The 23262-nt window shown below is 57.0% G+C and carries 21 protein-coding genes; 12 read left to right on the top strand and 9 right to left on the bottom strand.

The annotated features are described in order from the left end of the window. Positions 1–173 precede the first annotated feature (173 nt). Positions 174–1493, bottom strand: a complete 1320-nt coding sequence (locus PMI22_RS04085) for an Nramp family divalent metal transporter (RefSeq protein WP_007948535.1) — start codon at positions 1491–1493, stop codon at positions 174–176. 260 nt (positions 1494–1753) lie between these two features. Between PMI22_RS04085 and PMI22_RS04080 the strand changes: the two genes are divergently transcribed. The 3 genes from PMI22_RS04080 (at position 1754) to PMI22_RS04070 (ending at position 3963) form a co-directional block, all read left to right on the top strand. Continuing rightward, entirely contained in the window at positions 1754–2545 is a 792-nt protein-coding gene (locus PMI22_RS04080; protein WP_007948536.1) for a hypothetical protein, read from the top strand. A gap of 84 nt (positions 2546–2629) precedes the next feature. Next, on the top strand, positions 2630–3301 hold the full coding sequence (locus PMI22_RS04075; protein WP_007948537.1) for a glutathione S-transferase family protein: 672 nt from the start codon (positions 2630–2632) through the stop codon (positions 3299–3301). Positions 3302–3390: 89 nt separating this feature from the next. Then, the gene (locus PMI22_RS04070; protein WP_007948538.1) at positions 3391–3963 is read left to right on the top strand and encodes a hypothetical protein; all 573 of its coding nucleotides are present in this window, start codon (positions 3391–3393) and stop codon (positions 3961–3963) included. A gap of 3 nt (positions 3964–3966) precedes the next feature. Here the strand turns inward: PMI22_RS04070 and PMI22_RS04065 are convergent, their stop codons facing one another. From PMI22_RS04065 to PMI22_RS04050, 4 genes are all read right to left on the bottom strand, one after another. Further along, positions 3967–4683 (bottom strand): alpha/beta hydrolase, encoded by a 717-nt coding sequence (locus PMI22_RS04065; RefSeq protein ID WP_007948539.1) that lies wholly within the window; start codon positions 4681–4683, stop codon positions 3967–3969. Between the two features lie 186 nt (positions 4684–4869). After that, positions 4870–5982: a M14 family metallopeptidase gene (locus PMI22_RS04060; protein WP_007948540.1), complete on the bottom strand. Its 1113-nt coding sequence runs from the start codon at positions 5980–5982 to the stop codon at positions 4870–4872. 116 nt (positions 5983–6098) lie between these two features. Next, positions 6099–6878 carry an ABC transporter substrate-binding protein gene (locus PMI22_RS04055; protein ID WP_007948541.1) on the bottom strand — a complete coding sequence of 260 codons (780 nt, stop codon included), beginning with the start codon at positions 6876–6878 and terminating at the stop codon, positions 6099–6101. Positions 6879–7249: 371 nt separating this feature from the next. After that, positions 7250–7684 carry a rhodanese-like domain-containing protein gene (locus PMI22_RS04050; protein WP_007948542.1) on the bottom strand — a complete coding sequence of 145 codons (435 nt, stop codon included), beginning with the start codon at positions 7682–7684 and terminating at the stop codon, positions 7250–7252. Between the two features lie 101 nt (positions 7685–7785). On the opposite strand from PMI22_RS04050, the gene ftrA reads away from it, so the two are divergent. After that, complete coding sequence (gene ftrA / locus PMI22_RS04045) at positions 7786–8760, top strand: transcriptional regulator FtrA (protein ID WP_007948543.1); 975 nt, start codon at positions 7786–7788, stop codon at positions 8758–8760. Between the two features lie 28 nt (positions 8761–8788). Here the strand turns inward: ftrA and cobF are convergent, their stop codons facing one another. Together cobF and PMI22_RS04035 are read right to left on the bottom strand one after the other, a co-directional pair. Then, positions 8789–9544: a precorrin-6A synthase (deacetylating) gene (cobF, locus tag PMI22_RS04040; RefSeq protein ID WP_007948544.1), complete on the bottom strand. Its 756-nt coding sequence runs from the start codon at positions 9542–9544 to the stop codon at positions 8789–8791. 11 nt (positions 9545–9555) lie between these two features. Then, positions 9556–10116 carry a histidine phosphatase family protein gene (locus PMI22_RS04035; protein WP_007948545.1) on the bottom strand — a complete coding sequence of 187 codons (561 nt, stop codon included), beginning with the start codon at positions 10114–10116 and terminating at the stop codon, positions 9556–9558. Positions 10117–10710: 594 nt separating this feature from the next. On the opposite strand from PMI22_RS04035, the gene PMI22_RS04030 reads away from it, so the two are divergent. The 3 genes from PMI22_RS04030 to PMI22_RS04020 all read left to right on the top strand — a co-directional run bounded on the left by PMI22_RS04030 (position 10711) and on the right by PMI22_RS04020 (position 14028). Continuing rightward, positions 10711–11727, top strand: a complete 1017-nt coding sequence (locus tag PMI22_RS04030) for an arginine N-succinyltransferase (RefSeq protein WP_007948548.1) — start codon at positions 10711–10713, stop codon at positions 11725–11727. 61 nt (positions 11728–11788) lie between these two features. Next, positions 11789–12823 carry an arginine N-succinyltransferase gene (astA, locus tag PMI22_RS04025; RefSeq protein ID WP_007948549.1) on the top strand — a complete coding sequence of 345 codons (1035 nt, stop codon included), beginning with the start codon at positions 11789–11791 and terminating at the stop codon, positions 12821–12823. 335 nt (positions 12824–13158) lie between these two features. After that, a complete protein-coding gene (locus tag PMI22_RS04020; RefSeq protein ID WP_007948550.1) occupies positions 13159–14028 on the top strand; it encodes an isocitrate lyase/PEP mutase family protein in 870 nt (289 codons plus the stop codon). A 131-nt stretch (positions 14029–14159) separates the two neighbouring features. On the opposite strand, the gene PMI22_RS04015 is transcribed toward PMI22_RS04020, so the two are convergent. Continuing rightward, on the bottom strand, positions 14160–14462 hold the full coding sequence (locus PMI22_RS04015; RefSeq protein WP_007948551.1) for a hypothetical protein: 303 nt from the start codon (positions 14460–14462) through the stop codon (positions 14160–14162). A 917-nt stretch (positions 14463–15379) separates the two neighbouring features. Here PMI22_RS04015 and PMI22_RS04010 point away from each other — a divergent pair. Together PMI22_RS04010 and PMI22_RS04005 are read left to right on the top strand one after the other, a co-directional pair. Further along, the gene (locus PMI22_RS04010; protein WP_007948552.1) at positions 15380–16333 is read left to right on the top strand and encodes a reverse transcriptase domain-containing protein; all 954 of its coding nucleotides are present in this window, start codon (positions 15380–15382) and stop codon (positions 16331–16333) included. Beyond that, entirely contained in the window at positions 16333–17673 is a 1341-nt protein-coding gene (locus PMI22_RS04005) for an ATP-dependent nuclease (protein WP_007948553.1), read from the top strand. The genes PMI22_RS04010 and PMI22_RS04005 overlap by 1 nt, the downstream gene beginning before the upstream one ends. A gap of 148 nt (positions 17674–17821) precedes the next feature. Here the strand turns inward: PMI22_RS04005 and PMI22_RS04000 are convergent, their stop codons facing one another. Beyond that, positions 17822–18895 carry a diguanylate cyclase gene (locus PMI22_RS04000; protein ID WP_007948554.1) on the bottom strand — a complete coding sequence of 358 codons (1074 nt, stop codon included), beginning with the start codon at positions 18893–18895 and terminating at the stop codon, positions 17822–17824. A gap of 191 nt (positions 18896–19086) precedes the next feature. Here PMI22_RS04000 and PMI22_RS03995 point away from each other — a divergent pair, with 191 nt between their 5' ends. From PMI22_RS03995 to hglS, 3 genes are all read left to right on the top strand, one after another. After that, a complete protein-coding gene (locus PMI22_RS03995; RefSeq protein WP_007948555.1) occupies positions 19087–20541 on the top strand; it encodes a flavin-containing monooxygenase in 1455 nt (484 codons plus the stop codon). Between the two features lie 22 nt (positions 20542–20563). Then, complete coding sequence (locus PMI22_RS03990) at positions 20564–21511, top strand: alpha/beta fold hydrolase (protein WP_007948556.1); 948 nt, start codon at positions 20564–20566, stop codon at positions 21509–21511. A 306-nt stretch (positions 21512–21817) separates the two neighbouring features. Beyond that, positions 21818–23203 carry a 2-oxoadipate dioxygenase/decarboxylase HglS gene (gene hglS / locus PMI22_RS03985; protein WP_007948558.1) on the top strand — a complete coding sequence of 462 codons (1386 nt, stop codon included), beginning with the start codon at positions 21818–21820 and terminating at the stop codon, positions 23201–23203. Positions 23204–23262: the final 59 nt, after the last annotated feature.

Below are 23262 nucleotides of genomic sequence, written 5' to 3' on the forward strand. Positions count from 1 at the left end.
AGCCTGCGTTCGGCTGCGCAGCAGTCGTGAACCTGAGCACTCGTTATTCCTGATGCACCGCATTGCCTGATTTTACGACTGCTGCGCAGCCGAACGCAGGCTTCGCCAGCTGCTACAGGTTGTGTGAACAAGCCCGGACCGCGTCATCGTTCATCGCGAGCAGGCCAGCCCAATCACCCCAAAAACTGCAGAATCAACCAGCTATTCGCCCCGCTGATCACCACAAACAACCCCCACGCCAACACCCGCGTCGGCCAGCGATTCACCAATGGCCCCATCAACTTGTGATCGTTGGTCATGCGGATCAACGGGTACAGCGCAAACGGCAATTGCAGACTCAACACCACCTGACTCAACACCAGCAACTTGCCAATCGCCGCGTCGCCCATCAGCCAGACGCCGATGAACGCCGGGATCAGCGCCAGCCCACGGGTAATCAAACGTCGTTGCCAGCACGGAATCCGCAGGTTCAGGAAACCCTCCATGATCACCTGTCCGGCGATGGTCCCGGTAAAGGTCGAACTCTGTCCCGAAGCCAGCAACGCCACGCCGAACAACACACTGGCCATCGCCCCGCCGACCAGTGGATCAAGCAGCTGATAGGCATCCTGAATGTCCACCACATCGGTATGCCCGGTCTTGTGAAACGCAGCCGCTGCGAGGATCAAAATTGCCGCGTTCACCATAAGTGCCAACGCCAGCGAACCAATGGTGTCGATGCGCGCCAGCTTCACCGCGTCCTGCTTGCTGGCCAGGTCCTTGCCGATCAATCGGGTCTGTACGATTGACGTGTGCAGATACAGGTTATGCGGCATCACCGTGGCCCCGAGAATCCCGATGGCCAAGTACAGCGGCGCGGCGTCCCCAATCGCCGAAAGTGACGGGACGAAGCCTCGCGCCACGTCCGGCCAGTAAGGTTTGATCAGCAGCAATTCGACTATAAAACACACGCCGATGGTGCTCACCAGAACCAGCATGATCGCTTCCAGACGACGGAAACCACGATTTTGCAGGGCCAGTACCAGCAGCGTGTCAAACGCGGTGAGGGCGATGCCAACGGTCAGCGAACAGCCGAGCAACAGATGGAACGCCAGGGCACAACCGAGCACTTCGGCAAGGTCCGTGGCGATGATCGAGATTTCTGCCAACACCCACTGAGTGCGCGCCGTGCGCGTGCTGTAGCGCTCGCGGGACAACTGCGCCAGATCGCGCCCGGTGGCGATACCCAGGCGCGAGCACAAACACTGCACCACCATCCCCGCCAGACTCGCCAGCAACACCACAAACAACAGGCTGTAACCGAACCTAGAACCGGACTCGATGGCCGTCGCCCAGTTGCCTGGGTCCATGTAGCCGATGGACACCAGCAAACCGGGGCCGGCGAAACGCAGCACCCGTTTAAAGAACGATGCGCGCGGATCAACGGCAACACTGCCGGCCACTTCCGGCGGGCAGAACGGCGCCGTGGCGACTTTGGGTAAACTGAATTTCACACACACATCCAGAAACGATTGAATGGAGGCAGCTTAGACGCTTCGCTGGCCCGCAGCTGATGATCGTTCCCACGCTCTGCGTGGGATTGCCTCAGCGGAAGCTCTGCGTTCGGCTTTGTATGAGACGCAGAGCGTCCCAGGCTGCATTCCCACGCAGAGCGTGGGAACGATCGTCTTGTATACAAAACACGACAATCCATAGAGCAATTCACCGTACGCAATGCTAACGTTGCCACCTCACTCAGGTCGGAGACGCGTGCGTGCTGATGCTTAAACTGCTGGTGATTCCGGGGTTTCTGTTGCTGATTTCCCTGGCGGGTAAACGCTGGGGCCCGAGCGTGGCCGGTTGGTTGTCGGGATTGCCGGTGGTGGTCGGGCCGATTCTGTTTTTCCTCGCCATCGAGCAAGGTGTAGTGTTTGCTGCCCAATCGGCGACGGCCGCATTGTCGGCGATGTTCGCGATGATTGCCTTCTGCGTGTCCTATGCCCAAGTCGCCCAACGCGCCAGTTGGCCGTGGGCGCTGGTGGTTTCGCTATCCGTCTGGGCCTTGGCGGCGGTCACCCTGTCACTGATCCCGCCGTCCCTGTTGTTCTCGGCCATCGCCGCTGCCACCGCGCTGCTCGCCGCGCCTTACCTGTTTCCCAAGGTGCAGCCGATCGTTTCCGGCCCGGCGCCGAAGTCCGACAAACTGCTGCTGCGCATGCTGGCCGGTGCCTTGCTGACCCTCGCCGTCACGCTGCTGGCCAGCACTGTCGGCGAACGCTGGAGCGGCCTGCTCGCGGTGTTCCCGGTATTGGGCAGCGTGATGGCGGTGTTCTCCCAGCAAACCAGGGGCCCGGCGTTTACCGCCGCATTGCTGCGAGCCACGGCCACCGGCATGTATTCGTTCGCGGCGTTTTGTCTGGTGTTGGCGCTGACGTTGCCGCACTGGGGCATGAGTGCGTTTGCCCTCGGCGTAGCGGTGTCCGTGGCCATGCTCGGGGTGACTCGGCAACTGTTGGCCCGACCGGTCGACGCTGTCGCAACACGTTCGATAGGATCGAACGAGTAAAGCAACAACCTCGTACGTCAATCGAACGGGTTTCCCTCACCATCAGGCTCAGTTCACAACCCATCAATGACTGAGGCCTACACCATGAAGTTCTTTTTCCACCCTTCGCCGAACCCGATGAAAGTTGCCCTGCTGCTTGAAGAGCTGCAAACGCCCTACGAATTGATCGGCGTCGACACCTTCAAGGGCGAGCAACATCTGCCAGCCTTTCTGGCGATCAACCCGAACGCCAAGGTTCCGGCCCTGGTCGATGGCGACGCCACGGTGTTCGATTCCCAGGCCATACTGCTGCACCTGGCGCAAAAACATCAGCGTTTCCTGCCGACCACCGCTGCCGGCAATGCCCAATTGCTGTCGTGGTTGATGTTCATCGCCACCGGCCTGTCGCCATTCTCGGGTCAAGCCGTGCATTTCCTGCACCACGCGCCGCAAGACCTGCCCTACGCCAAAAACCGCTACCTCAAGGAAGTCGAACGTCACTACCGCGTACTCGACCAGCGCCTGGCCGATCATCAATACCTGGCCGGCGACACCTACAGCATCGCCGACATGGCACTCTGGGGCTGGGCCAATTACGCGCCGTACATCCTCGGCGAGAACGGCCTGGCGGCGTACCCGAACGTCAAGCGCCTGTTCGATGAAATCAGCGCCCGCCCGGCAGCCCAACGCGCCCAGGGCCTGAAAGAAACACTGGTGCTCAAGGCCGAGTTTGACGAAGAAACCCGTCGCAACCTGTTCCCGCAAAACCAGGCCTGACGCTCGCCAAGCCGCGACCGCGCTGGAATGCTTCACAACGTCCATGGGATGATCGCCCTCAAAGCGCGATCATCCCTGGAGTTTTTTGCATGTCACTGTTGAGTAAAAAAGCCGTTGTCCTGTTGCTGATGGCGGTTGCCAGTCTGGGCGCGTTGAATGCACAGGCTGCCACGGCCACTGATAGCAATGCTTCGTCCACGCAGAAAGTCTCGATGCTGGACGGCAAGTTCTCGTTCACCCTGCCCAAAGGCTTTACCGCCGACACCCTGCCGGCCAGCCCGGACGGCGGGAGCGGCACCCTGTACACCAACGAAACCACCAAGACCGTGGTGATCACCGCTGAAAACAGCCTGCCGAAAGACGTCACGGTCAAAGACAACGACGGTGCGTTTCTCGACGGTACGGTGGCCGATTTCGACACGGCACAACGCCAGGCCCTGCCCGACTTCAACAAACTCAGCGAAAAGAGCCTGACGCAAAAAGCGACCGGACTGGGGCTGCGGCAGGTAGACAGCACGGCCACACAAGGCGGGGGCATGACCCTCAGTACCACGCTGATGGCGGCGTCCGGCAACCGCATGGCCGTGGTTCAGGTCATCTCTCGTCCGGGCGACATGGCCGCACACGAAACATTGATTAAACAGATCGTCACCGGCAAATAAGCCTCAGGGGTTGAGGCGCTGCAGCCAGGCGTTCAAATCCTCGACTTCGGCCGCGCTGATGGAGTGGCCGAGACCTTCGTAGCCATGAAACTCAGGCGTGAGCGAAATGCTCTGCAACAGGCTGTTGGCGTCTGTACCGTCCTTGTACGGCAAACGGTTGTCCTCTTTGCCATGACCGATGAAAATCGCCAGTGACTGGCGTTTTTCATCCGGTTTGAGCGCGGATTTGAGCACCGGCAGAATCCGCCCGCTTAGCGCCGCAATCGCGCCGACCGCCTCGGGGTGACGCAACGCCACCTCATAGGACATGATCGCGCCCTGGCTAAACCCCACCAGGACCACCTTGTCCGGTTCGGTGTGATATTTCTTCGCCGCTTGTGCGATGAAATCCTGCAGCACCTGGCCGCTGGTCTTCAAGTCGTCGGTCTCGCCGTTATAAGCCCCCTCGCCCTTCTTGCGAAACCACTGATAACTGCCCTCTTCCATGGTCATCGGCGCCCGCACCGACAGGTAGGTGTAGCTCGCAGGCAGATCATCCTTGATGCCGAACAGGTCCTGCTCGTTACTGCCGTAACCGTGGAGAAAAATCACCAGCGGCTGGTTTTGCGTATCCGCGTTGGTTTGTTCCAGGTACTTGAGTGGCAGATCGGTTTGCAGCGGGGGTTGGGCGTGGACCGTTGCGGAGGCCAGCAGTGTCAGTAGAGCGAGAAATTTCAGCATGAGGCTTCCTTCACAGGGATCAGGATTCGGGGGTGAGCCTAGCACTGTGAAACCTGCCGGGGGATTTTGGTTGTTGTTGATGCCGCCTTCGCGAGCAAGCCCGCTCCCACATTTGACCGAGTCAACGCCGATAAAATGTGGGAGCGGGCTTGCTCGCGAAGAGGCCCTTGAAAACAGCGAAAATCTTCAGTCGTTGATGAGTTTTCCCACCCGAATCGGCTCCCGCCCCGCCACTTTCGCCTGCCACGTCCCCGGTTGCGTATACCGCCCGCGATCAATCGCAAACAACACACCGCTGGTCCCGGCCCGCACCGTGGTCACCCGGTCATTCAAAGGGTCAACCACTTCAAACAGCGCATCGCCCCGCTCCACCCATTCACCGGCCTCGCGCAAGAAACTGACCACGCCGTGATGCGGCGCGAACAGGTACTCGGTGCCTTCGAACGGCATACCTTCACAGCACTCGCTCGGTGCCGCCGGCCAGGTGCCTTTGATAAACCCCTGCTCGGCCAGGAAACCGAGGATGGCCTCGCAATTGGCCTGAGCCTGATCAACCCGCGTGTCGCCCATGCTCCCCAGTTCCAGGGTCGTCGCCAGGTTGGCCGGGGGAATGGCGGCCTGAGGAAACGCCCGCGCCAGACGCAACCACGGCGAAGAGCACGACTCGTCAAACGAGCTGCCGCCGGAATCCTCGCACAGCAACGCCACGCCCGCCTTCAACCGCGCCGCCAGGGATTGCCAATGCGGCCAGTGTTGCGGCAAGGCATAGATATGAATCGCCGCATCGAAATCACAATGCAGATCGAGGGTGATGTCGGCATCGCACGCATGGCGCAACAGCAAGCGGTGCATGGCTTCCAGTTGCGAGGCCGGTGCCGGTAAGCCATCAAGCACCTGGCCCATGGTCTGGCGAATCAGGGCGATGTTGGCCTGCGCATTGTCGCTCAATCGCTCGCCGATCAACGCGGCTACGGGTGCGCTGAGCTCGACAAACGAACGGTTGAAATTCTTGCCGCTGCCCAGTTCAAAGCGGCCCATGTGGCTGCCTTGCAGGTGCTGATCCAGACCAATCGGGTTGGCCACCGGTACCAGTTCGATCACGCCTTGCAGTTGGCCTTGGGCTTCAAGTTCGGTCAGGCGCTTTTTGAGCTCCCACGCCGTGCGCATGCCCGGCAGTTCGTCCGCATGCAGGCTGGCCTGGATGTAGACCTTGCGTGTCCCCACGCCGTAGCGAAATACGCTGAGGGTACGTTCGGTGCCCAGGTGGCTCCAGGGCAGTGAATGGTCGATGCGTTGCATGGTGAACTCCTGAGTCCTGAACGGTGAAAATCACTCCAGGGTTCTCTGTTGCTAGGGAGAATGCACAAAAAAAATGGCAACCGCGTCAACGGCTGCCATTTTTTTGAACGGCGTGATTACTCGCCGTAAACGTCAAACTTGAAGTACTTGTCTTGCACTTGCTTGTACTTGCCGTTGGCGCGGATTTCGGTGATAGCGGTGTTGAACTGGTCAGCCAGCGCGGTATCACCCTTGCGCACGGCAATGCCGGCGCCGCCACCGAAGTACTTCGGATCGTTGTACTCAGGGCCTACGAACACGAAACCTTTACCGGCGTCGGTTTTCAGGAAACCGTCGTCCAGGTTGACCGAGTCGGCCAGCAGCGCGTCAACGCGGCCAGAGACCATGTCCAGGTTGGCTTCCTGCTGCGAGCCATAGCGAACCAGGTTGATCCCGGCCGGCACCAGCACTTCAGTGGCGAAGCGGTCATGAGTACTGGCGCGCAGCACACCGACTTTCTTGCCTTTGAGTTCGGTCAGCGGGTCCTTGACGTCGGAGCCTTGTTTCATCACGAAGCGCGCGGGGGTGTGGTAGTACTTGATGGTGAAATCGACGTTCTTTTTACGGTCGTCGGTGATGGTCATGGACGACAGGATCGCGTCGATTTTCTTCACTTTCAGCGCCGGGATCAGGCCGTCGAATTCTTGCTCGACCCACGTGCACTTCACTTTCATCTGCTCGCACAGCGCATCGCCGATGTCCACGTCGAAACCGGTCAGTTTGCCGTCAGGGGTTTTCATCGAGAATGGCGGGTAACCGGCTTCGATGCCGATGCGGATCGGCTTGGCGTCTTCGGCCACAGCGGTCAGGGACAACATCGACAGTGCCAGGGCACCGAACATCACTAGCTTTTTCATTTATAACTCCTGTGTGCGGAGGCTTTTATTGGCAGCTTACGATTGGCTTTCGGCCGGTGAAAACCGAAGTGGCCGGCAGTCTAGAGTGGCTGCCGGCAGGCAAATTGTGTTTAAGCGACAAATACTTATAGAAAAGCAACCCATGCAATAGAGCCCCTTGAAGCGTGCGCCACGGCGGTGCAAAGACTGTAGGACAAGCCCTATTTTCAGACAAAACCTACACGCGAAAACGACAGAAACGGATAAAGGTGACGCGGATCACCGTTATCTCCGACAGAACAGGACAGCGCCACCTATCCCGCCGTTTATGACGGGTGCAGGCGACACTGGATAGATGGTGGACCGTTGCGTCAGCCAGTCGCCACAGTTGATCAACATTCGCAGCCAACGACGGCGCTGGCGGGACGCGGTACCCGCGTACTCAACTCAAACCCTTCATCCAGCCACCCGGTTACCCCGCCGATCATTTCCTTGACCGGGTAACCCAGCGCCGCGAGTTTCACTGCGGCCTTGTTGGCGCCGTTGCAATGCGGGCCCGCGCAATACACCACGAACACACTGCTTTTCGGGTAAGCGGCCAGACTTTCAGCAGTCAGCAACCGCCCCGGAATGTTGATTGCGCCCGGTACATGGCCCCGTTCGAACGCCAACGGACCGCGCACATCCACCAACACAAAATCCACCTCGCCGGCCTGTTGACTGCCGTGGACGTCGGAACAGTCGGTTTCAAAGGTCAGACGGTTGCTGAAATGCATCAGCGCGATGGCCGAAGGGGCGGCGGGAATTTCTCGAACCAGGCTGGTCATGGGCTGTACTCCAAAGTGCGGGTGGGTGTGAGAAGACTTTATCCGCCCGCCACTTGCCGCTACAGTGGCGCACAAGACACTCACCGGGAACTTTCCGCCAAATGCAGCCCTCCCCTGGATTGGTCGCGATTCTGGCCTACGACGGCCTCTGTACCTTCGAGTTCGGCATCGCCGTGGAGATCTTCGGCCTGGCGCGACCGGAGTTCGACTTCCCGTGGTACGAACACCGGATTGTCGCCGTGGACCAGGGGCCGATGCGCGCCATGGGCGGGATTCAGGTGCTGGCCGATGGCGGCATGGAACTGCTTGAACACGCCCGGACCATCATCATTCCGGGCTGGCGCGACCGCCATGCACCGGTGCCCGACCATTTGCTCGACGCCCTGCGCCAGGCCCATGCCCGGGGTGCGCGATTGCTGTCGATCTGCTCCGGTGTGTTTGTGCTGGCGGCGACCGGATTGTTGAACGGACACGGCGCCACCACCCACTGGCGCTATACCACCGAACTGGCCGAACGCTTTCCGGACATTCTGGTGGACCCGGACGTGTTGTATGTAGATTCCGGTCAACTGATCACCTCGGCCGGCAGCGCGGCGGGGATCGATGCCTGCCTGCACCTGGTGGCGCGGGATTTCGGCACGCAAGTGGCCAACTCGGTGGCGCGACGGCTGGTGATGTCGCCGCAACGCACCGGCGGCCAGGCGCAGTTTATTCCGACACCGGTCAGCCCGACGCCGCGCAGCGATGTGTCACGGGTCATGCAGTGGGCGCGCGAACGCTTGCACGAACCGCTGGAGGTTCGCGAACTGGCGAGCGAAGCGGCGATGAGTGAACGGACGTTTCTGCGCCGGTTTACAGAAGCCACCGGGATGCCGCCCAAAGCGTGGTTGCAGCATGAGCGACTGGCCCGGGCCCGGGAGCTGCTGGAGAGCACCCGCGACAACACAGATCAAATCGCCGAGCGGTGCGGGTACCGATCCGTGGAGAGTTTTCGGGTGGCTTTTCGCGGGGTGGTGGGGGTGCCGCCGTCGGTGTATCGGGAGCGGTTTGGGCGTGGGGCAGAGGCTGCCATTTGAGGTGGTCTTCAGGGCCTCATCGCTTACCTCAGGGCTTACGCAGCAAATAGGTATCCATAATCCACCCATTCGCCAATCGAGCCGCTTTGCGCACCCGCTCAATCTCATCCGCCACATCTTTAAGCTTGCCGCTGATCAGGATTTCATCCGGCGTGCCCAAATAAGCCCCCCAGTAAATCTCGGTCTCCTGACCCGCCACCTGATGGTAGGCATCCTGCGCATCCAGCATCACCACCACACTGTCGGCATCACTCACCTGCCCCGCCGCCAGCCGTCGCCCGGTGGTGATTTCTATCGAGCGACCGATGCGATTGAGCGGCACTTTATGCTGCGCCGCCAATGCCTGGACACTGGTAATGCCGGGGATCACCTCAAACTCGAACGCACAACGGCCCGAGGCGAGGATCGCCTGCAAAATCCTGATAGTGCTGTCGTACAGTGACGGATCGCCCCACACCAGGAAACCGGCGCACTGGTCGTCGGTCATTTGCTCGTTGATCAGTCGCTCGAAGGACAACTGCTTGGCAAGGTTGAGGTCTTCGACACTGGTCGTGTAGTCCACCGCACCGCGCTCACGTTCGGGGCTTTGGGCTTCAACAAAACGGTAGTCGCGACCGGTGATATAGCGCTCGCAGATCTCGCGCCGCAGGTCGATCAGTGAGTCTTTGCTCTGGCCCTTGTCCATGAGGAAAAACACATCGACACGGTTCAGCGCCTTCACGGCCTGCATCGTGATGTAGTCGGGGTTGCCGGCGCCGATGCCGATGACCAGCAGTTGTCTCATCACCGCCCTCCTTAGGCATCATTGCCGAGCAATCGCAGGCGCCAGCGCCCGGTGAACCGCAACTCAATGGCTGACAACGGTTCAACATCGATCTGGTTGAACGCCGCTCCCTGCAGCACCTGCATAAGCGCGGCGCGTATGAAAAACGGATGGGTGATCGCTACAATGTGCCCCGGGGTTGCCTCAAGGGTTTTCATCCACTGCGCCACACGCTGCTCCAGTTGCACCACCGATTCACCGCCATGGGTTGCCGAAGTCGGGTCATCGAGCCAGGCCTGGAGCGCATCGGCTTGTGATGTTTGCAAGTCATTGATGGAGACGCCACGCCATTGTCCAAAGTCGCAATCGCTCAACGCCGCCACGACTTCAACTTCTTCGCCAAACAAGGCGGCTGTTTGCCGGGTGCGCAATTCCGGTCCGCAGAGTAAACGCGGTGTCCCTTTAAACGCGTGACGACGCGAACCGTGCGCAGACTGCCAATCCATTTCCAACGGTTCATTTGTAGGAAAACGCGCCAATTTCTGTGCGACGGTTCGCGCATGACAGATCAGAGTCAAACGGGTTGCTTGCACAGATGATCACCCTGTCGTTGAAACAAAAAACGGCAACACGCCGCAGATAATTGCCCAATTGTGCCGCAAGAAGCGCGTTTCAGGGCGTTTCGTTTTAATCGGCATTCACCGCTTGCAGGCCCGATAGATCGATGAATACAGGCAATCTCTGACGCGATTATGGGCGATAGCCTACAAGCGCTGTCGATTTCCATGTAGCCGCTTTAACACGCCGGTTTCGCGCCGTTTTGGGGATCGAAATACCACCAAAAAAATGACTAGACTTATAGAGTTCGCTACAGAAATACTGTTTCAACAGTTGCTCCGGCGGGCGCTTTAGCAGCTTCTTCACCCGGTATTTGCCGCAAACCATCGCGAACCTCGCGCTTGACCAGCGTCGTCAGGAATCGATACGCACGGGTGGTACTGTTCACTGCCTGACCTTGCGAAACACAACACTCCTCAACGGACCATCAACGTGGGGAGCAACGGCTGACAAGAAAAAGGCGGGCGTCTGACAACAAATCAGGCGACCGCTGCTTACAAGCGTGGAACCCGACAGTGATAGTCAGGTTCGGTGCACAACACCGAACCATTTGATACAGGAGTGCAGCCATGCTGGTCTTACGCCCAGTCGAATTAACCGATCTGCCCCAGCTACAACAACTGGCACGCGACAGTCTGGTAGGTGTCACGTCATTGCCAGACGACACCGAGCGCCTGCGTCGCAAAATTGTCGACTCCTGCGCCTCATTCGAAAAAGGCGTTGAGGAACATGGCCCCGAGAATTACTTTTTCGTACTAGAGGACCTGACGGCCCGGCGCCTCGTCGGGTGCTCGGAAATCCTCGCCACCGCAGGTTTCAACGAGCCGTTCTACAGCTTGCGCAACCGCCACTTCACCAGCGCCTCCCGGGAGCTGAACATCGAGCATGGCGTCCCGGCGTTGTCGTTATGCCAGGACCTCAAGGATCACACCTTGCTGCGCGGCTTTCACATCGACGCCCCGCTGGTGCGCACGGCATTTTCGGAGTTGCTGTCACGGGCGCGGTTGCTGTTCATCGCTGCCCATCCCCAGCGTTTTGCCGAAGCGGTGATCACCGAAATCGTCGGCTACAGCAGCGCTGACGGGCAATCACCGTTCTGGGATGCACTGGGTAAACACTTTTTCAACTTGCCTTATGCCGAAGCCGAACGACTGTGCGGCCTGGAAACCCGGACCTTCCTCGCCGAACTGATGCCGCAGTACCCGATCTACGTGCCGATGCTGCCCCAGGCGGCGCAGGCCTGTATCGGCCGGATTCACCCCGACGGTCAGGAGGCCTTCGATATTCTGGAGCGCGAAGGATTTGAAACCAACAGCTACATCGACCTGTTCGACGGTGGCCCGACCCTGTATGCGCGCGCCTCGAACGTGCTCTCCATCGCCCAAAGCGTAACCGCCACGGTGCAGACCGGTTCGTCCATTGACGCGCGCGGACGCTACCTGGTCAGCAATGACGCGCTCAAGGGATATCGGGCGATTGTCGCCGAACTGGATGTTCAAACCGGGCAGCCGGTGGGGTTGAGCGCCGCCATGTGCGTAGCACTGAACGTGACCGATGGCAGCCCGATCCGGCTGATCGCCCTGTGAGCATCACCCGGCCCCGCGCCCAACGACAGTGCCCGAACAGGTGCGAAGAAGGAGCTGCATCATGATTGTCCGTCCGGTGAGTGTCACCGACCTGCCCGCCTTGATGGATCTGGTGCAACAAGCCGGCCCCGGGTTCACCACCCTGCCGGCCAACGAGGAACGCCTGGCTCATCGATTGCGCTGGGCCCAGCGCACGTTCGCCGAACAGGTCGAGCGTGCGGATGCCGATTACCTGTTTGTGCTCGAGGATGACGATCAGCACGTGGTCGGTATCAGTGCATTGGCCGGCGCCGTAGGCCTGCGCGACCCCTGGTACAACTACCGGGTCGGGCTGACCGTCAGCGCTTCACCGGACCTGGGGATTGAGCGGCAGATTCCGACCTTGTTTTTGAACAACGAAATGACCGGTCAGTCGCAACTCTGCTCGCTGTTTCTGCGCCACGATCACCGCCAGGGCACAAATGGTCGCTTACTGTCGCTGGCGCGCCTGCTGTTCGTGGCCGAGTTCCCGCACATGTTCGGCGAAAAGCTCATCGCCGAACTGCGTGGCAGTGCCGACGAACAGGGCTGTTCACCGTTCTGGGACAGCCTGGGCCGGCACTTCTTCAAGAGGGCGTTCAGCCACGCCGACTACCTGTCGGGGCTGGGCAGCAAATCATTCATCGCCGAACTGATGCCGCGCCAACCGCTCTACACCTGCCTGCTGACTGAACAGGCCCAGGCCGTGATTGGCAAAGCACACCCGAACACGGAACCGGCCATGAAGATCCTCAATGCCGAGGGCTTTGCCCACAAGGGTTACATCGATATTTTCGACGCAGGGCCGGTGATTGAGGCTCCGGTGTCGAACATCCGTACCGTACGCGACAGCCAGGCGCTGGTATTGGTTATTGGCACGCCCGATGAACAGGCCCCGGTGTGGCTGATCTATAACCGCCGCCTGGATAACTGCCGCATTACCGCCGCTCAGGCGCGAATGGTCGGCAACAGCCTGGTGGTCGACCGCATAACCGCCAAACGCCTCCAATTGCAACCCGGCAACTCAGTGCGTGCGGTGCCTTTGCTGAATCAACAGCGGCAGGCTGTGGCTGCGTAACCGGCTGATGGCGAGTGCTGCGCACTCGGACGTCCGAACGCGGCCCGAACCTTCGGCAGTTGCTACAAATCCGCGCAACCAGCTCTGACTCACTACCCTCCCCGTAGCAGCTGACGAGCAACGCGAGACTGCGTCTGGAATTTGCCTGACAAAACGCGATTGCCCGGTGAGGTTCAAGACGGTATCTACATGGGTTAGCGTTGCGCCGAGGATTCGAGTTAAAGCATTGTTAATTCGTCATCATCTCCTCCTCGTCCGCGTGATAGCCTTTTATTCCTTCGGCGTTGACACTTTTGCTCAAGCCCTTCCATTCCCATTGCAGTGGTGGAACTCGTATGTCCAGGCTTTCCCATCAAGATTTGCGCCGTAACTTTCGCGAACTGTTCGCTTCCAACACCTGTTATCACACGGCTTCGGTCTTCGACCCGATGTCGGCCCGCATTGCCGCTGACCTGGGTTTTGAAGTGGGGATTCTGGGCGGCTCCGTCGCATCGTTGCAGGTGCTGGGTGCCCCCGACTTTGCGCTGATCACCCTTAGCGAGTTCGCCGAACAGGCCACACGCATCGGTCGCGTCGCACAATTGCCAGTCATCGCCGACGCCGACCATGGCTATGGCAACGCGCTCAACGTGATGCGCACCATTGTCGAACTCGAACGTGCAGGCATCGCCGCACTGACCATCGAAGACACCTTGCTGCCCGCGCAATTCGGCCGTAAATCCACCGACCTGATCGGCGTCGCGGAAGGCGTCGGCAAGATCCGCGCAGCGCTGGAAGCCCGGGTTGACTCGGAAATGGCAATCATCGCCCGCACCAACGCCGGCATCCTGCCCGTCCAGGAAATCATCAACCGCACCCAGCAATACCAGGCCGCCGGCGCAGACGGGATCTGCATGGTGGGCGTGCAGGATTTCGACCAACTGGAAAAAATCGCCGAACACCTGAGCGTGCCGTTGATGCTGGTCACCTATGGCAACCCGGCGCTGCGCGACGACAAACGCCTGGCCGAGCTGGGTGTGCGGGTGACCATTGACGGTCATGGTGCTTACTTCGCGGCGATCAAGGCGACGTACGACAGCTTGCGCGAGCAGCGGCAGATCTTTACCCAGGCCTCGGATTTGAGCGCTACGGAGCTGACGCATACCTATACGCAGCCTGAGGATTACATTCGCTGGGCCGAAGAATTTATGCGTGTGAAGGAGTGATGGTTCTGCCGGTTTAGCTGTATAGCCTGTCATGGCCCCATCGCGAGCAGGCTCGCACACATTGGATTTGCGGTGTTCACACTTCCCCTGTGGGAGCGAGCCTGCTCGCGATGGCGTTTGATGCCGCACCGCTAAACAGTAGCCTTGAATCCCTCCTCCCGCTGCAACGCCCGCGCCTGAATCACATCCAGTATCGCGCACCCTTCACGCATCAGCAGATGCACGGCCCCGGTCACACGCGTCAGATCACAGTCTGAAATACCTTTGAGGCCAAGGCTGGACAAGGTGTCCGCCAGATCACGAACCACCGTGAAGCGATGCGCTGCGCAGGCTGCGAGGTCGCTGAGTTCTTTGTGGGTGTTGATGAAGAGCACCGGATTTTCGGCGTCGTAGGTGTCGATGGGGAGGAAACGTGGCATAACTTGGTCGTGCATGTGTGAACTCCTATTAATAGAGCTTCCACCGTTCGCGGCCAAGCGAAAAGAGGTGGCAGCTGTACGCGGGTTGGCCGACCGGGTATAGGAAACCGGCACACCCGAAGGTGTCCCACGCACAGCCGCCATAACACACCATTTCAGGCACAACGCGCCTGAAATGGTGTTATGGACGTTTTGCGTTCCTAAACTCGACCGGCCAAGGTCGTTCGCGGAGTTTTCCGCGAGCCCGAACTATAGGGGTCGATACCGAAACGCGGCAACAGGGTACGTTGTAGGAAACGTCTTGGAAAGTTGTGCGCCAGATGGTGGCGGCCCTAATCCACGGCATCGGAGCTCAGTAAGCCTTCATCAGCTCCCTCAGAGACCACCCATCTTGGATCCTTGTTTTCTGAAGGCGCTTGATTTAGAGTCGGTCTATGCCAGTGACTAGGAGTATCTCCAGTCGCCAAATCTGGCCTCTACAGGTGTCTAGTCTCCGCTTTACGTTTATGTGCCTCTCTAGCAATAAGCTAATGAGGCACATAAATAGTAAAGATCTCCGTTTTATCCTCCTAGCTACTCCCTCAGTCCTACCTCACTCCTTGAATCACATCACGCCCTCATTTCGTTTTGTTAAATAAAAAACCTAACAGCATATCTACCTCTCCTCCGCTTAAAAAACGATTCACCCCTCCACAATTACATCAAAATAATTTAACAAAGAACTCAATTCCGAATGTAGGAAGCTGCGGCTGACTGTATCAGTGCCAGAAAATGGACTCCCGGAAACCTCCTACAGACTAAAGCGTTCATTGCTAGACTTAACCGGATTCAAAAAGATCGTTCCTATTTTGAGGAAAATGTTGTGTCGCGCTATGCTTTACGTCATATTTTGATAAATCGCGCCCATTATGATATTGGCTTGAGTTAAACCAATGAAAAAAAGACCTCTAAAAGAATTGCTAAGCGCAATGTACCAAGGGAAATTCGACTTCCCGGAACTTGATACCGGCGACATCAGCGCTCTGTACGAAACAAAAAATTATAACGGCAGAAAAATTCACATACCCAACAAAAAGCTAAAGATTTTCCACTCTTTTTTGAATTTGTTCTTACTCGAATACCTGCAAACAAACAATGACATTGTCTTTTCGTATAGAAAAGGGGTTAATGCAGTCGATGCAGTATCCAAACACGCGCACAGCAAGTATTTTTTTCAGACCGACATAAATAATTTTTTTAACAGCATCGACATTGAAATGGTCACTTCAACAATCTTCAACAACATCGGACTTTTCCCCATTTCCGACATAGAACGTTATATTCCTAATATAGTAAAAATACTGACAGTCAACGACTCCGTACCAGTAGGATTCTCCACCTCGCCACTGATTAGTAATGCATGCCTACTGAGCTTCGACAACAAGCTACAAAAATATTGCCTTGCAAACTCACTAATCTATTCAAGATACTCAGACGACATAATAATATCATCTTCAGAAAAAGCATCGTTACTTGAGGCAGAGCAACGCGTCACTACATATCTAGCCGAAAACACCAACAACAAACTTTCAATAAACCTTACCAAAAGCAAACACACTCAAACCGGAAACAAAATAAAATTATTAGGAATGGTGATTCTACCCAATGGAAAAGTTTCGGTAGATATAAGATTCAAAAAAGAAGCGGAAGTAAAATTTCATTACTACCTAACAAACAAAGACAAATTCACTGAAGTGACCGGGTCAGATTTCGACAGTGCTATAGAAAAATTTTCAGGGCAGCTTAATTACATAAACACCGTAGATCCTAGCTACCTGGACAAGCTGAGGAAAAAATATGGCGCCACTATTGTGGATATGTTCCTTCATAAATCGGACAAGCTATAATGCAGTTGTCGGTCGAGCTAAGAAACATACAGCACGTCAAGCTTATGACTTTAAGCTTAGACTTGACACGAAACAAACTAACCTGCCTAGTAGGTAAGAATGGTGTAGGGAAAACTACGCTGATAAAGTCAATTCTGAATTTTCGCTCAGCTAACACATTCTCCAGAACAACCTCCCCTGGAGTCTTCAAAGAAGATAGTCAAGCTTTATATAGACTAGGAGCCAACGAGTTTGTATTTAACTACGAAACTTCAATAAATGGTCTTAACTGCAAATCAGCTATCCCTGACCACATCAAAAACACTATCGACGTTGAATTACCAATGCCGTTCGGACAACGTTTCAACCACTTCCAAAACATAAGCTCTGCGGACAAAGAAATAAGAACGGCTATTATTCTAGGACAGTACACCCGCCCAGAAGAACTGATTGAATTCCTCAGTGATATCTATTCAAGCGATAAATTTGACAATTTAGTTGAAATAAAAATAAAAAACACAAAGTACTATTGCATCCCCCTTGATGAAGACAGGTACGTTAGAGAAGACCATCTAAGCTCTGGAGAATTTTTCTTAATCAGCTTATATAGAAAAATCACAAGCCACTGCAAACTTATTGTAATTGATGAAATAGATATCTCTTTAGATGCGGCAGCTCAGGCGCACCTAGTTAGGAGGCTCCGCATATTTTGCGAAATTTATCTAGTTAACATCGTATGCACCACTCACTCCCTCGCCTTAATGAGAACACTTAAAGATTCCGAACTATTTTACATGACCAACACCAATGGCATAGTGGATATAATACCAGCATCATACAACTATATAAAAAGCATAATGTTCGGTTTCACAGGATGGGACAAATATATCCTGACTGAAGACGATATGTTAAAAAACTTCCTGCACTTTATAATTGCAAAGCACTGTCCTACAAATTTCTCTCAGTACAAAATCGTTCCAATAGGTGGAGGATCCAATGTCACAAAACTGTTGAGACTCAACCAATCGGAACATTTTTTCTCTCAACCTGAAAATGTAATATCGATATTGGATGGCGACCAACAAATACATAAATATATTAGAAACTGCCCAAATACTTACTTTTTACCTTTTGAAAGCGTGGAGAAAAAAATCTACGCAGACCACAAAATATGTAAATTTTTACCAGAATATAAATACATAGAAATAATTCCAGGCGACAAGCATTTCTACAAAGAAATCACAGAAAGCAGAATAATCAATGACCCTCAAATATTTGAATATCTGTGCACCGAGGCACAACAAGACATATTCAATCTTAGTCAAATCATTTCATATTTCCTAGCTCAAAAACCCAATTAGATTGCCCCGCTAACAAAAATCAACCGCCCCCATAATTCTTCCATAACATTAACCAGACTCAAAAAAACCACTTGTGTTTAATCACACGAACCTGACGCCGCCAATCTCCCTGTAGGAGCGAGCCTGCTCGCTCCTACAGGGAGATTGGTCAGACCGAGTCGAGCAATTCGTGATAAGGCATCCCATTGCTGCGGCAGATCACCCGATTGCGCCCCGTGGTCTTGGCTTCATACAACGCCTGATCCGCATCGTTAAGCCACAAGGTTGCGTCGGTATGCGTCGGGTCAAACGCGGCCAGACCGATACTCAAACTGACTTTCAACCCCGGACTCTGCTCGTAACCTAACGAGGCAAAACGGTCGCGCAAGGCTTCCATCGCCACGGCGGCACCGTTCAACGGGAGGTCGGGCAGGATCACGCAGAACTCATCACCGCCATAACGCCCGGCAACATCGGTGGCGCGAAGGTTCTGCTTGAGCATTTTGCTGAGGTGTCGCAACACAATGTCCCCGGCGACATGGCCGTAGGTGTCATTGATGATTTTGAAATGGTCGATGTCGATCAGTGCAATCGCCCCGCCCTGCTGCTGGCGTTGGCAGCGCTGGAATTCGACTTCCAGTTGATCCTTCCAGGCGCCATGGTTCAGCAGGCCGGTCAGGCTGTCGGTGCGGCTCAGGGCCAGCAGTTCGCGCTTTTGTCGGCCCAGGGTGGTGGCCTGACGAAAGCAGAGCCAGCCCAGCGTCAAGGGATACACAATCAGCAGGGGCATGCAGGCGAACATTTGCAACGGTGTTGTCGACGGGATGAACGTCGGGGTAAACACCAGCCCTCCAACCATCATCCCGAGAATCTGCGCGACAAAGCCTACCAACAGGAATCTCAAACCGCCGATGGCGACATTGTTCATCGCCATCATCGACAGCGTTGCAGCGCTGGGCAGCGGATTGAATTGCATCGCCGCCACCCAGAAACCGCCGATAAAGGCATCCACCAGGATGTTGCGGTGCTCGGCGTGAAACGGCACCTTGGCCCGTCGCGCCCACTGATGGGCGACGTGCGGCCAGAACACGCCGTTGAACACCATCAGCCCCCAAACCCACGGCGCCGGGTCGAGGGGGTACATCGCCGCGCTCACGCACAACAATCCCAAGGCCAGGCCCAGGGTACGCGATGCATAAAGCCTCCTGGCCAATGAAAGTCCTTTTCCTCCCGAATTTCCCATAGGGCCTCTGCGCCGCTGTGCGGAACCTGATAACACCGGGTTGCAGGTGCGTTGTGAGTCTATCAGGGCGACGTTAAATAGCCATCACCGGCCAGCGGCCTGAATACCGGGGTATTGCCACCACGCGAGTCGTCAATGTTTGGCTATACATGAAGGGAGGGTTCAATAAACAATGATAAAAAAGGAAGCCCATGCAGAATTTTCAAGTGTTGATCATCGGCAGCGGTTTTGGCGGGCAGTGCGCGGCGATCAATTTGCTCAAGGCCGGCATTGACGATTTTCGCCTGCTGGAGCGGCGGGACTTTTTCGGCGGCACCTGGTGCCAGAACACCTACCCCGGCGCGGCGGTGGATGTGCCCTCGCCGCTGTATTCGCTGTCTTTTGCGCCCTATCGCTGGACGCAAATGTTCGCCGAACAAGCGGAACTGCACCGCTACACCCAGTACGTGGTGGAACACTTCGGCCTGCGCGACAAGGTCGAGCTGCAAGCCAATGTCGAACGGATCGAATGGGATGACGCCAGCAAACGCTGGGCCGTGCACACCGGCACCAAAGGCACGTTTTACGCGCAGTTTCTAATTAACGCGACGGGGCCGTTGAGCCAACCGGTCGTCCCGCACTTCGAGGGCATGGAACGCTTTCAGGGCAAGACCTTTCACACCAACAATTGGGACCATTCCTACGATTATCGGCAAAAGCGCGTGGCCATCATTGGCAGCGGTGCCAGTGCCGCACAGGTCATCCCGGCGATTGCCCCGGACGTCGACCACCTGCACGTGTTTCAACGCACGCCCCACTGGGTGCTGCCAAGGGCCGACCGCGCGTTTGGCCCATTCCAGCGCTGGCTGCTGGGCCTGAAACCGGCCTACAAACTGCTGCGCTGGATGATCTACTGGCAGTTCGAAACCCGGGTGATTGCCTTCAAATACTCGAAACCGGCCGTGCACATGGTCCAGCAACATGCCCTGCGCTTCCTCAAACGTCAGGTGCCAGACCCCGAACTACGGAAAAAACTGACGCCGGACTTCACCATCGGCTGTAAGCGCGTAATTGTCTCCAGCACCCTGTACCCGACGCTCGGCCGCAGCAACGTCACCCTGCACAGCCGCGAGCAGGGCGTTGCGTCTATCGATGAAACCGGCATCGTCACTCAGGATGGCCAGCACATCGACCTCGACCTGATCGTCTGGTCTACCGGTTACGACGCCACCGACGGGGTGATTTCCTACCCGGTGACCGGCAAACACGGCACGCAACTCAAGGACGTCTGGGCACAGTATCCCCGGGCCTATCTGGGCACCAGCCTGCCGGACTTCCCGAATCTGTTCATCGTCACCGGCCCCAACACCGGCATTGGCCACACCTCGGCGCTGTTCATCATCGAGTCGCAGATGAATTACATCCTCGACTGTATCCGTACGTTAAAAGCACAGGGTTTACGCAGCATTGAAGTTCGCGCCGAAGCGGAACGTACCTACACTGAAATGATCCACCGTGAGATGGAGCGCACCGTATGGAAGTCCGGAGGGTGCCACAGTTGGTACCAAAGCAAGAGCGGTCATGTGATTGCCATGTTTCCGGGGTTCAGTTTCAGTTATCACCGATTGACCCGGGCCTTGAAACCCGCCGACCACATCCTGTCCTGATCACGTAAAAGGAAGTCATACGATGCTTCTATTCGTTGTCATCATCGCGGTTGTCGTGGCCTGGAGCTGGTTGAACTATCCGGCCATCGGTTATTGGCTGTATGACTTGAGCATGGCCATTGAAGCCAAGCTGTATCGGCTGCACAAAATCATCGTGCCCATTAACGAGATGACCGTCTCGACCTGGCAAGGCGGGCCGTATGAGGCGTCCAGCAGCGTGCTGATGCTGCACGGCTACAGCGCCGACAAAAATCTGTGGCTGCGCTTTGCCCGGCACTTTGTCGGTAATTATCGGGTGATCATTCCGGACATTGCCGGGCATGGCGAAACCGGGTTCAAGGCCGGCGGCGGCTATGACATCCCGCTGCAAGCCAAGCGCATGATCCAGTTGCTGGATGTCTGCGGCGTCGAGAAGGTGCATGTGATCGGCAACTCAATGGGCGGTTACATCGCGGCGTGGCTGGCGGCCACGTACCCGGACCGGATTGCTTCCGTGGCGCTGATCGATCCGGCCGGTGTCACGGCGCCCGAAGCCAGCGATCTGGAGCGGCATTTGGCCAAGGGGCACAACCCGTTTCTGATTCATTCTCGGGAAGAGTTTCGATACTTCTACGCCATGACCATGGCCGAACCGCCGTGGGTGCCCCGCGTGGTGCTGGACGCCATTGCCCATCGCTATGAAAAAAGCCGCGATGAACTGGAAGAAATCTTCAATGATTTTCGCGCCAGCCCGCCGATGGAATCCAAACTGGCCGACATCAAGTGCCCGGCACTGTTGCTGTGGGGGCACAAGGATCGATTGATCGATGTCAGCAGCGTGGCGGTGTGGAGCAAAGGCATCGTCGATCTGCGGGTGCATATCTGGGATCACAGTGGCCACATGCCTATGGTCGAACAGCCCGCCAATACGGCACGCCTTTATCGCGAATTCCTGGGATCGCTACGCACGGAAAGCCGCTCCCACCTGTAACAACCGCCCGCAACACGGCCCTGTAGCAGCTGTCGAGCAACGCGAGGCTGCGTCCGGTGCGGGCCGCGTTCGGACGAAGCCGTCGTGAAATCAGGCATTGCGGTTTTTCAGTTGAACCGCGTTCTCAGGGTTTACGACGGCTGCGCCGCCGGACGCAGCCTCGCGTTGCTCGACAGCTGCTACAGGTCTTCTTGTGCGAGCAGTCCTTGGCAGAATGAAGTTCGTAAGAATCTTCGTTTGTCGGCGGCGCTGAAGGCTGCGATCTTTTCGCACATCCTTTACGTCACCGCGCCAGGAATTTTTTTCATGAGCCAACCACGCTTCGTCAGCCCTGACCTGATCCGCCAACGCTTCTCCAAAGCGATGTCCGACATGTACCGCGAAGAAGTGCCGTTGTACGGCGCGCTGATGGAGTTGGTGGAGCAAACCAACCAATACGTGCTGGACAACGACCCGCAGATCGCCCGTCAGTTGAACAGCACCGGCGAAATCGAACGCCTGGACCTTGAGCGTCACGGAGCCATCCGCGTCGGTACCGCCACAGAACTGGCAACCCTCGCCCGGTTGTTCGCGGTGATGGGCATGCAACCGGTGGGTTATTACGACCTGACCCCGGCCGGTGTGCCAGTGCATTCCACGGCGTTTCGCGCGGTGCACGAAGCGGCGTTGCAGGTTAGCCCGTTTCGCGTGTTCACCTCACTGTTGCGCCTGGAGCTGATCGAAGACCTGGAACTGCGCGCGTTCGCTCAGTCGGTGCTGGATAAACGCCAGATCTTTACCCCGACAGCGCTGACCCTGATCGAGCGTGCTGAAATCGAGGGCGGCCTTACCGAAGACGAGGCGCAGGACTTCGTCGAACAGGCGCTGGAAACCTTCCGCTGGCACCACAGCGCCACCGTCACCGCCGAGCAATACCAGAAACTCAGCGCGCAGCATCGCCTGATCGCCGATGTCGTGGCCTTCAAAGGCCCGCACATCAACCACCTGACGCCGCGCACACTGGACATCGACATCGTCCAGGCGCAGATGCCGGCCCATGGCATCACCCCCAAAGCAGTGATCGAGGGCCCTCCCCGCCGTCAGTGCCCGATCCTGCTGCGCCAGACCAGTTTCAAGGCGCTGGACGAGCCGGTTGCTTTCACCGATCAAGCCCAAACCCGTGGCAGTCACAGCGCGCGCTTCGGTGAAATCGAACAACGCGGCGCCGCACTGACACCTAAAGGTCGGGCGCTGTACGACCGTTTGCTCAATGCCGCACGGGACGAGTTGAAAGACTTCCCCAACGAAGCCAATGCCGCACGCTACAACGCGCTGATGGCCCAGCACTTTGGCGAATTCCCTGACACGTACGAAGGCATGCGCCGACAGGAGCTGGCGTACTTCCGCTACTTCGTGACGGAAAAAGGTCAGACGACGGATTCGCTTGAATCGTTGTCGCTGGAAGATTTGCTGGACGGCGGCTATCTGCGGGTTGAACCGCTTGTGTATGAGGATTTTCTGCCGGTGAGCGCCGCAGGGATTTTCCAGTCGAACCTGGGGGACGCGGCGCAAACCCACTATGGCGTGCATTCAAACCAGCAGGCGTTTGAGCAAGCGCTGGGGCGAGCGACGATTGATGAGTTGGGGTTGTATGCCGAGACCCAGCGGCGTTCGGTTGAAGAGTGCTATGCCGCGTTGGGCCACGCGATCTGAAGCGCACTTGTAGCAGCTGGCGCAGCCTGCGTCGGCCGGTCCGCGCTCGGGCGCAGCAG

The organism is Pseudomonas sp. GM21 (assembly GCF_000282215.1).
Taxonomy (GTDB): Bacteria; Pseudomonadota; Gammaproteobacteria; order Pseudomonadales; family Pseudomonadaceae; genus Aquipseudomonas.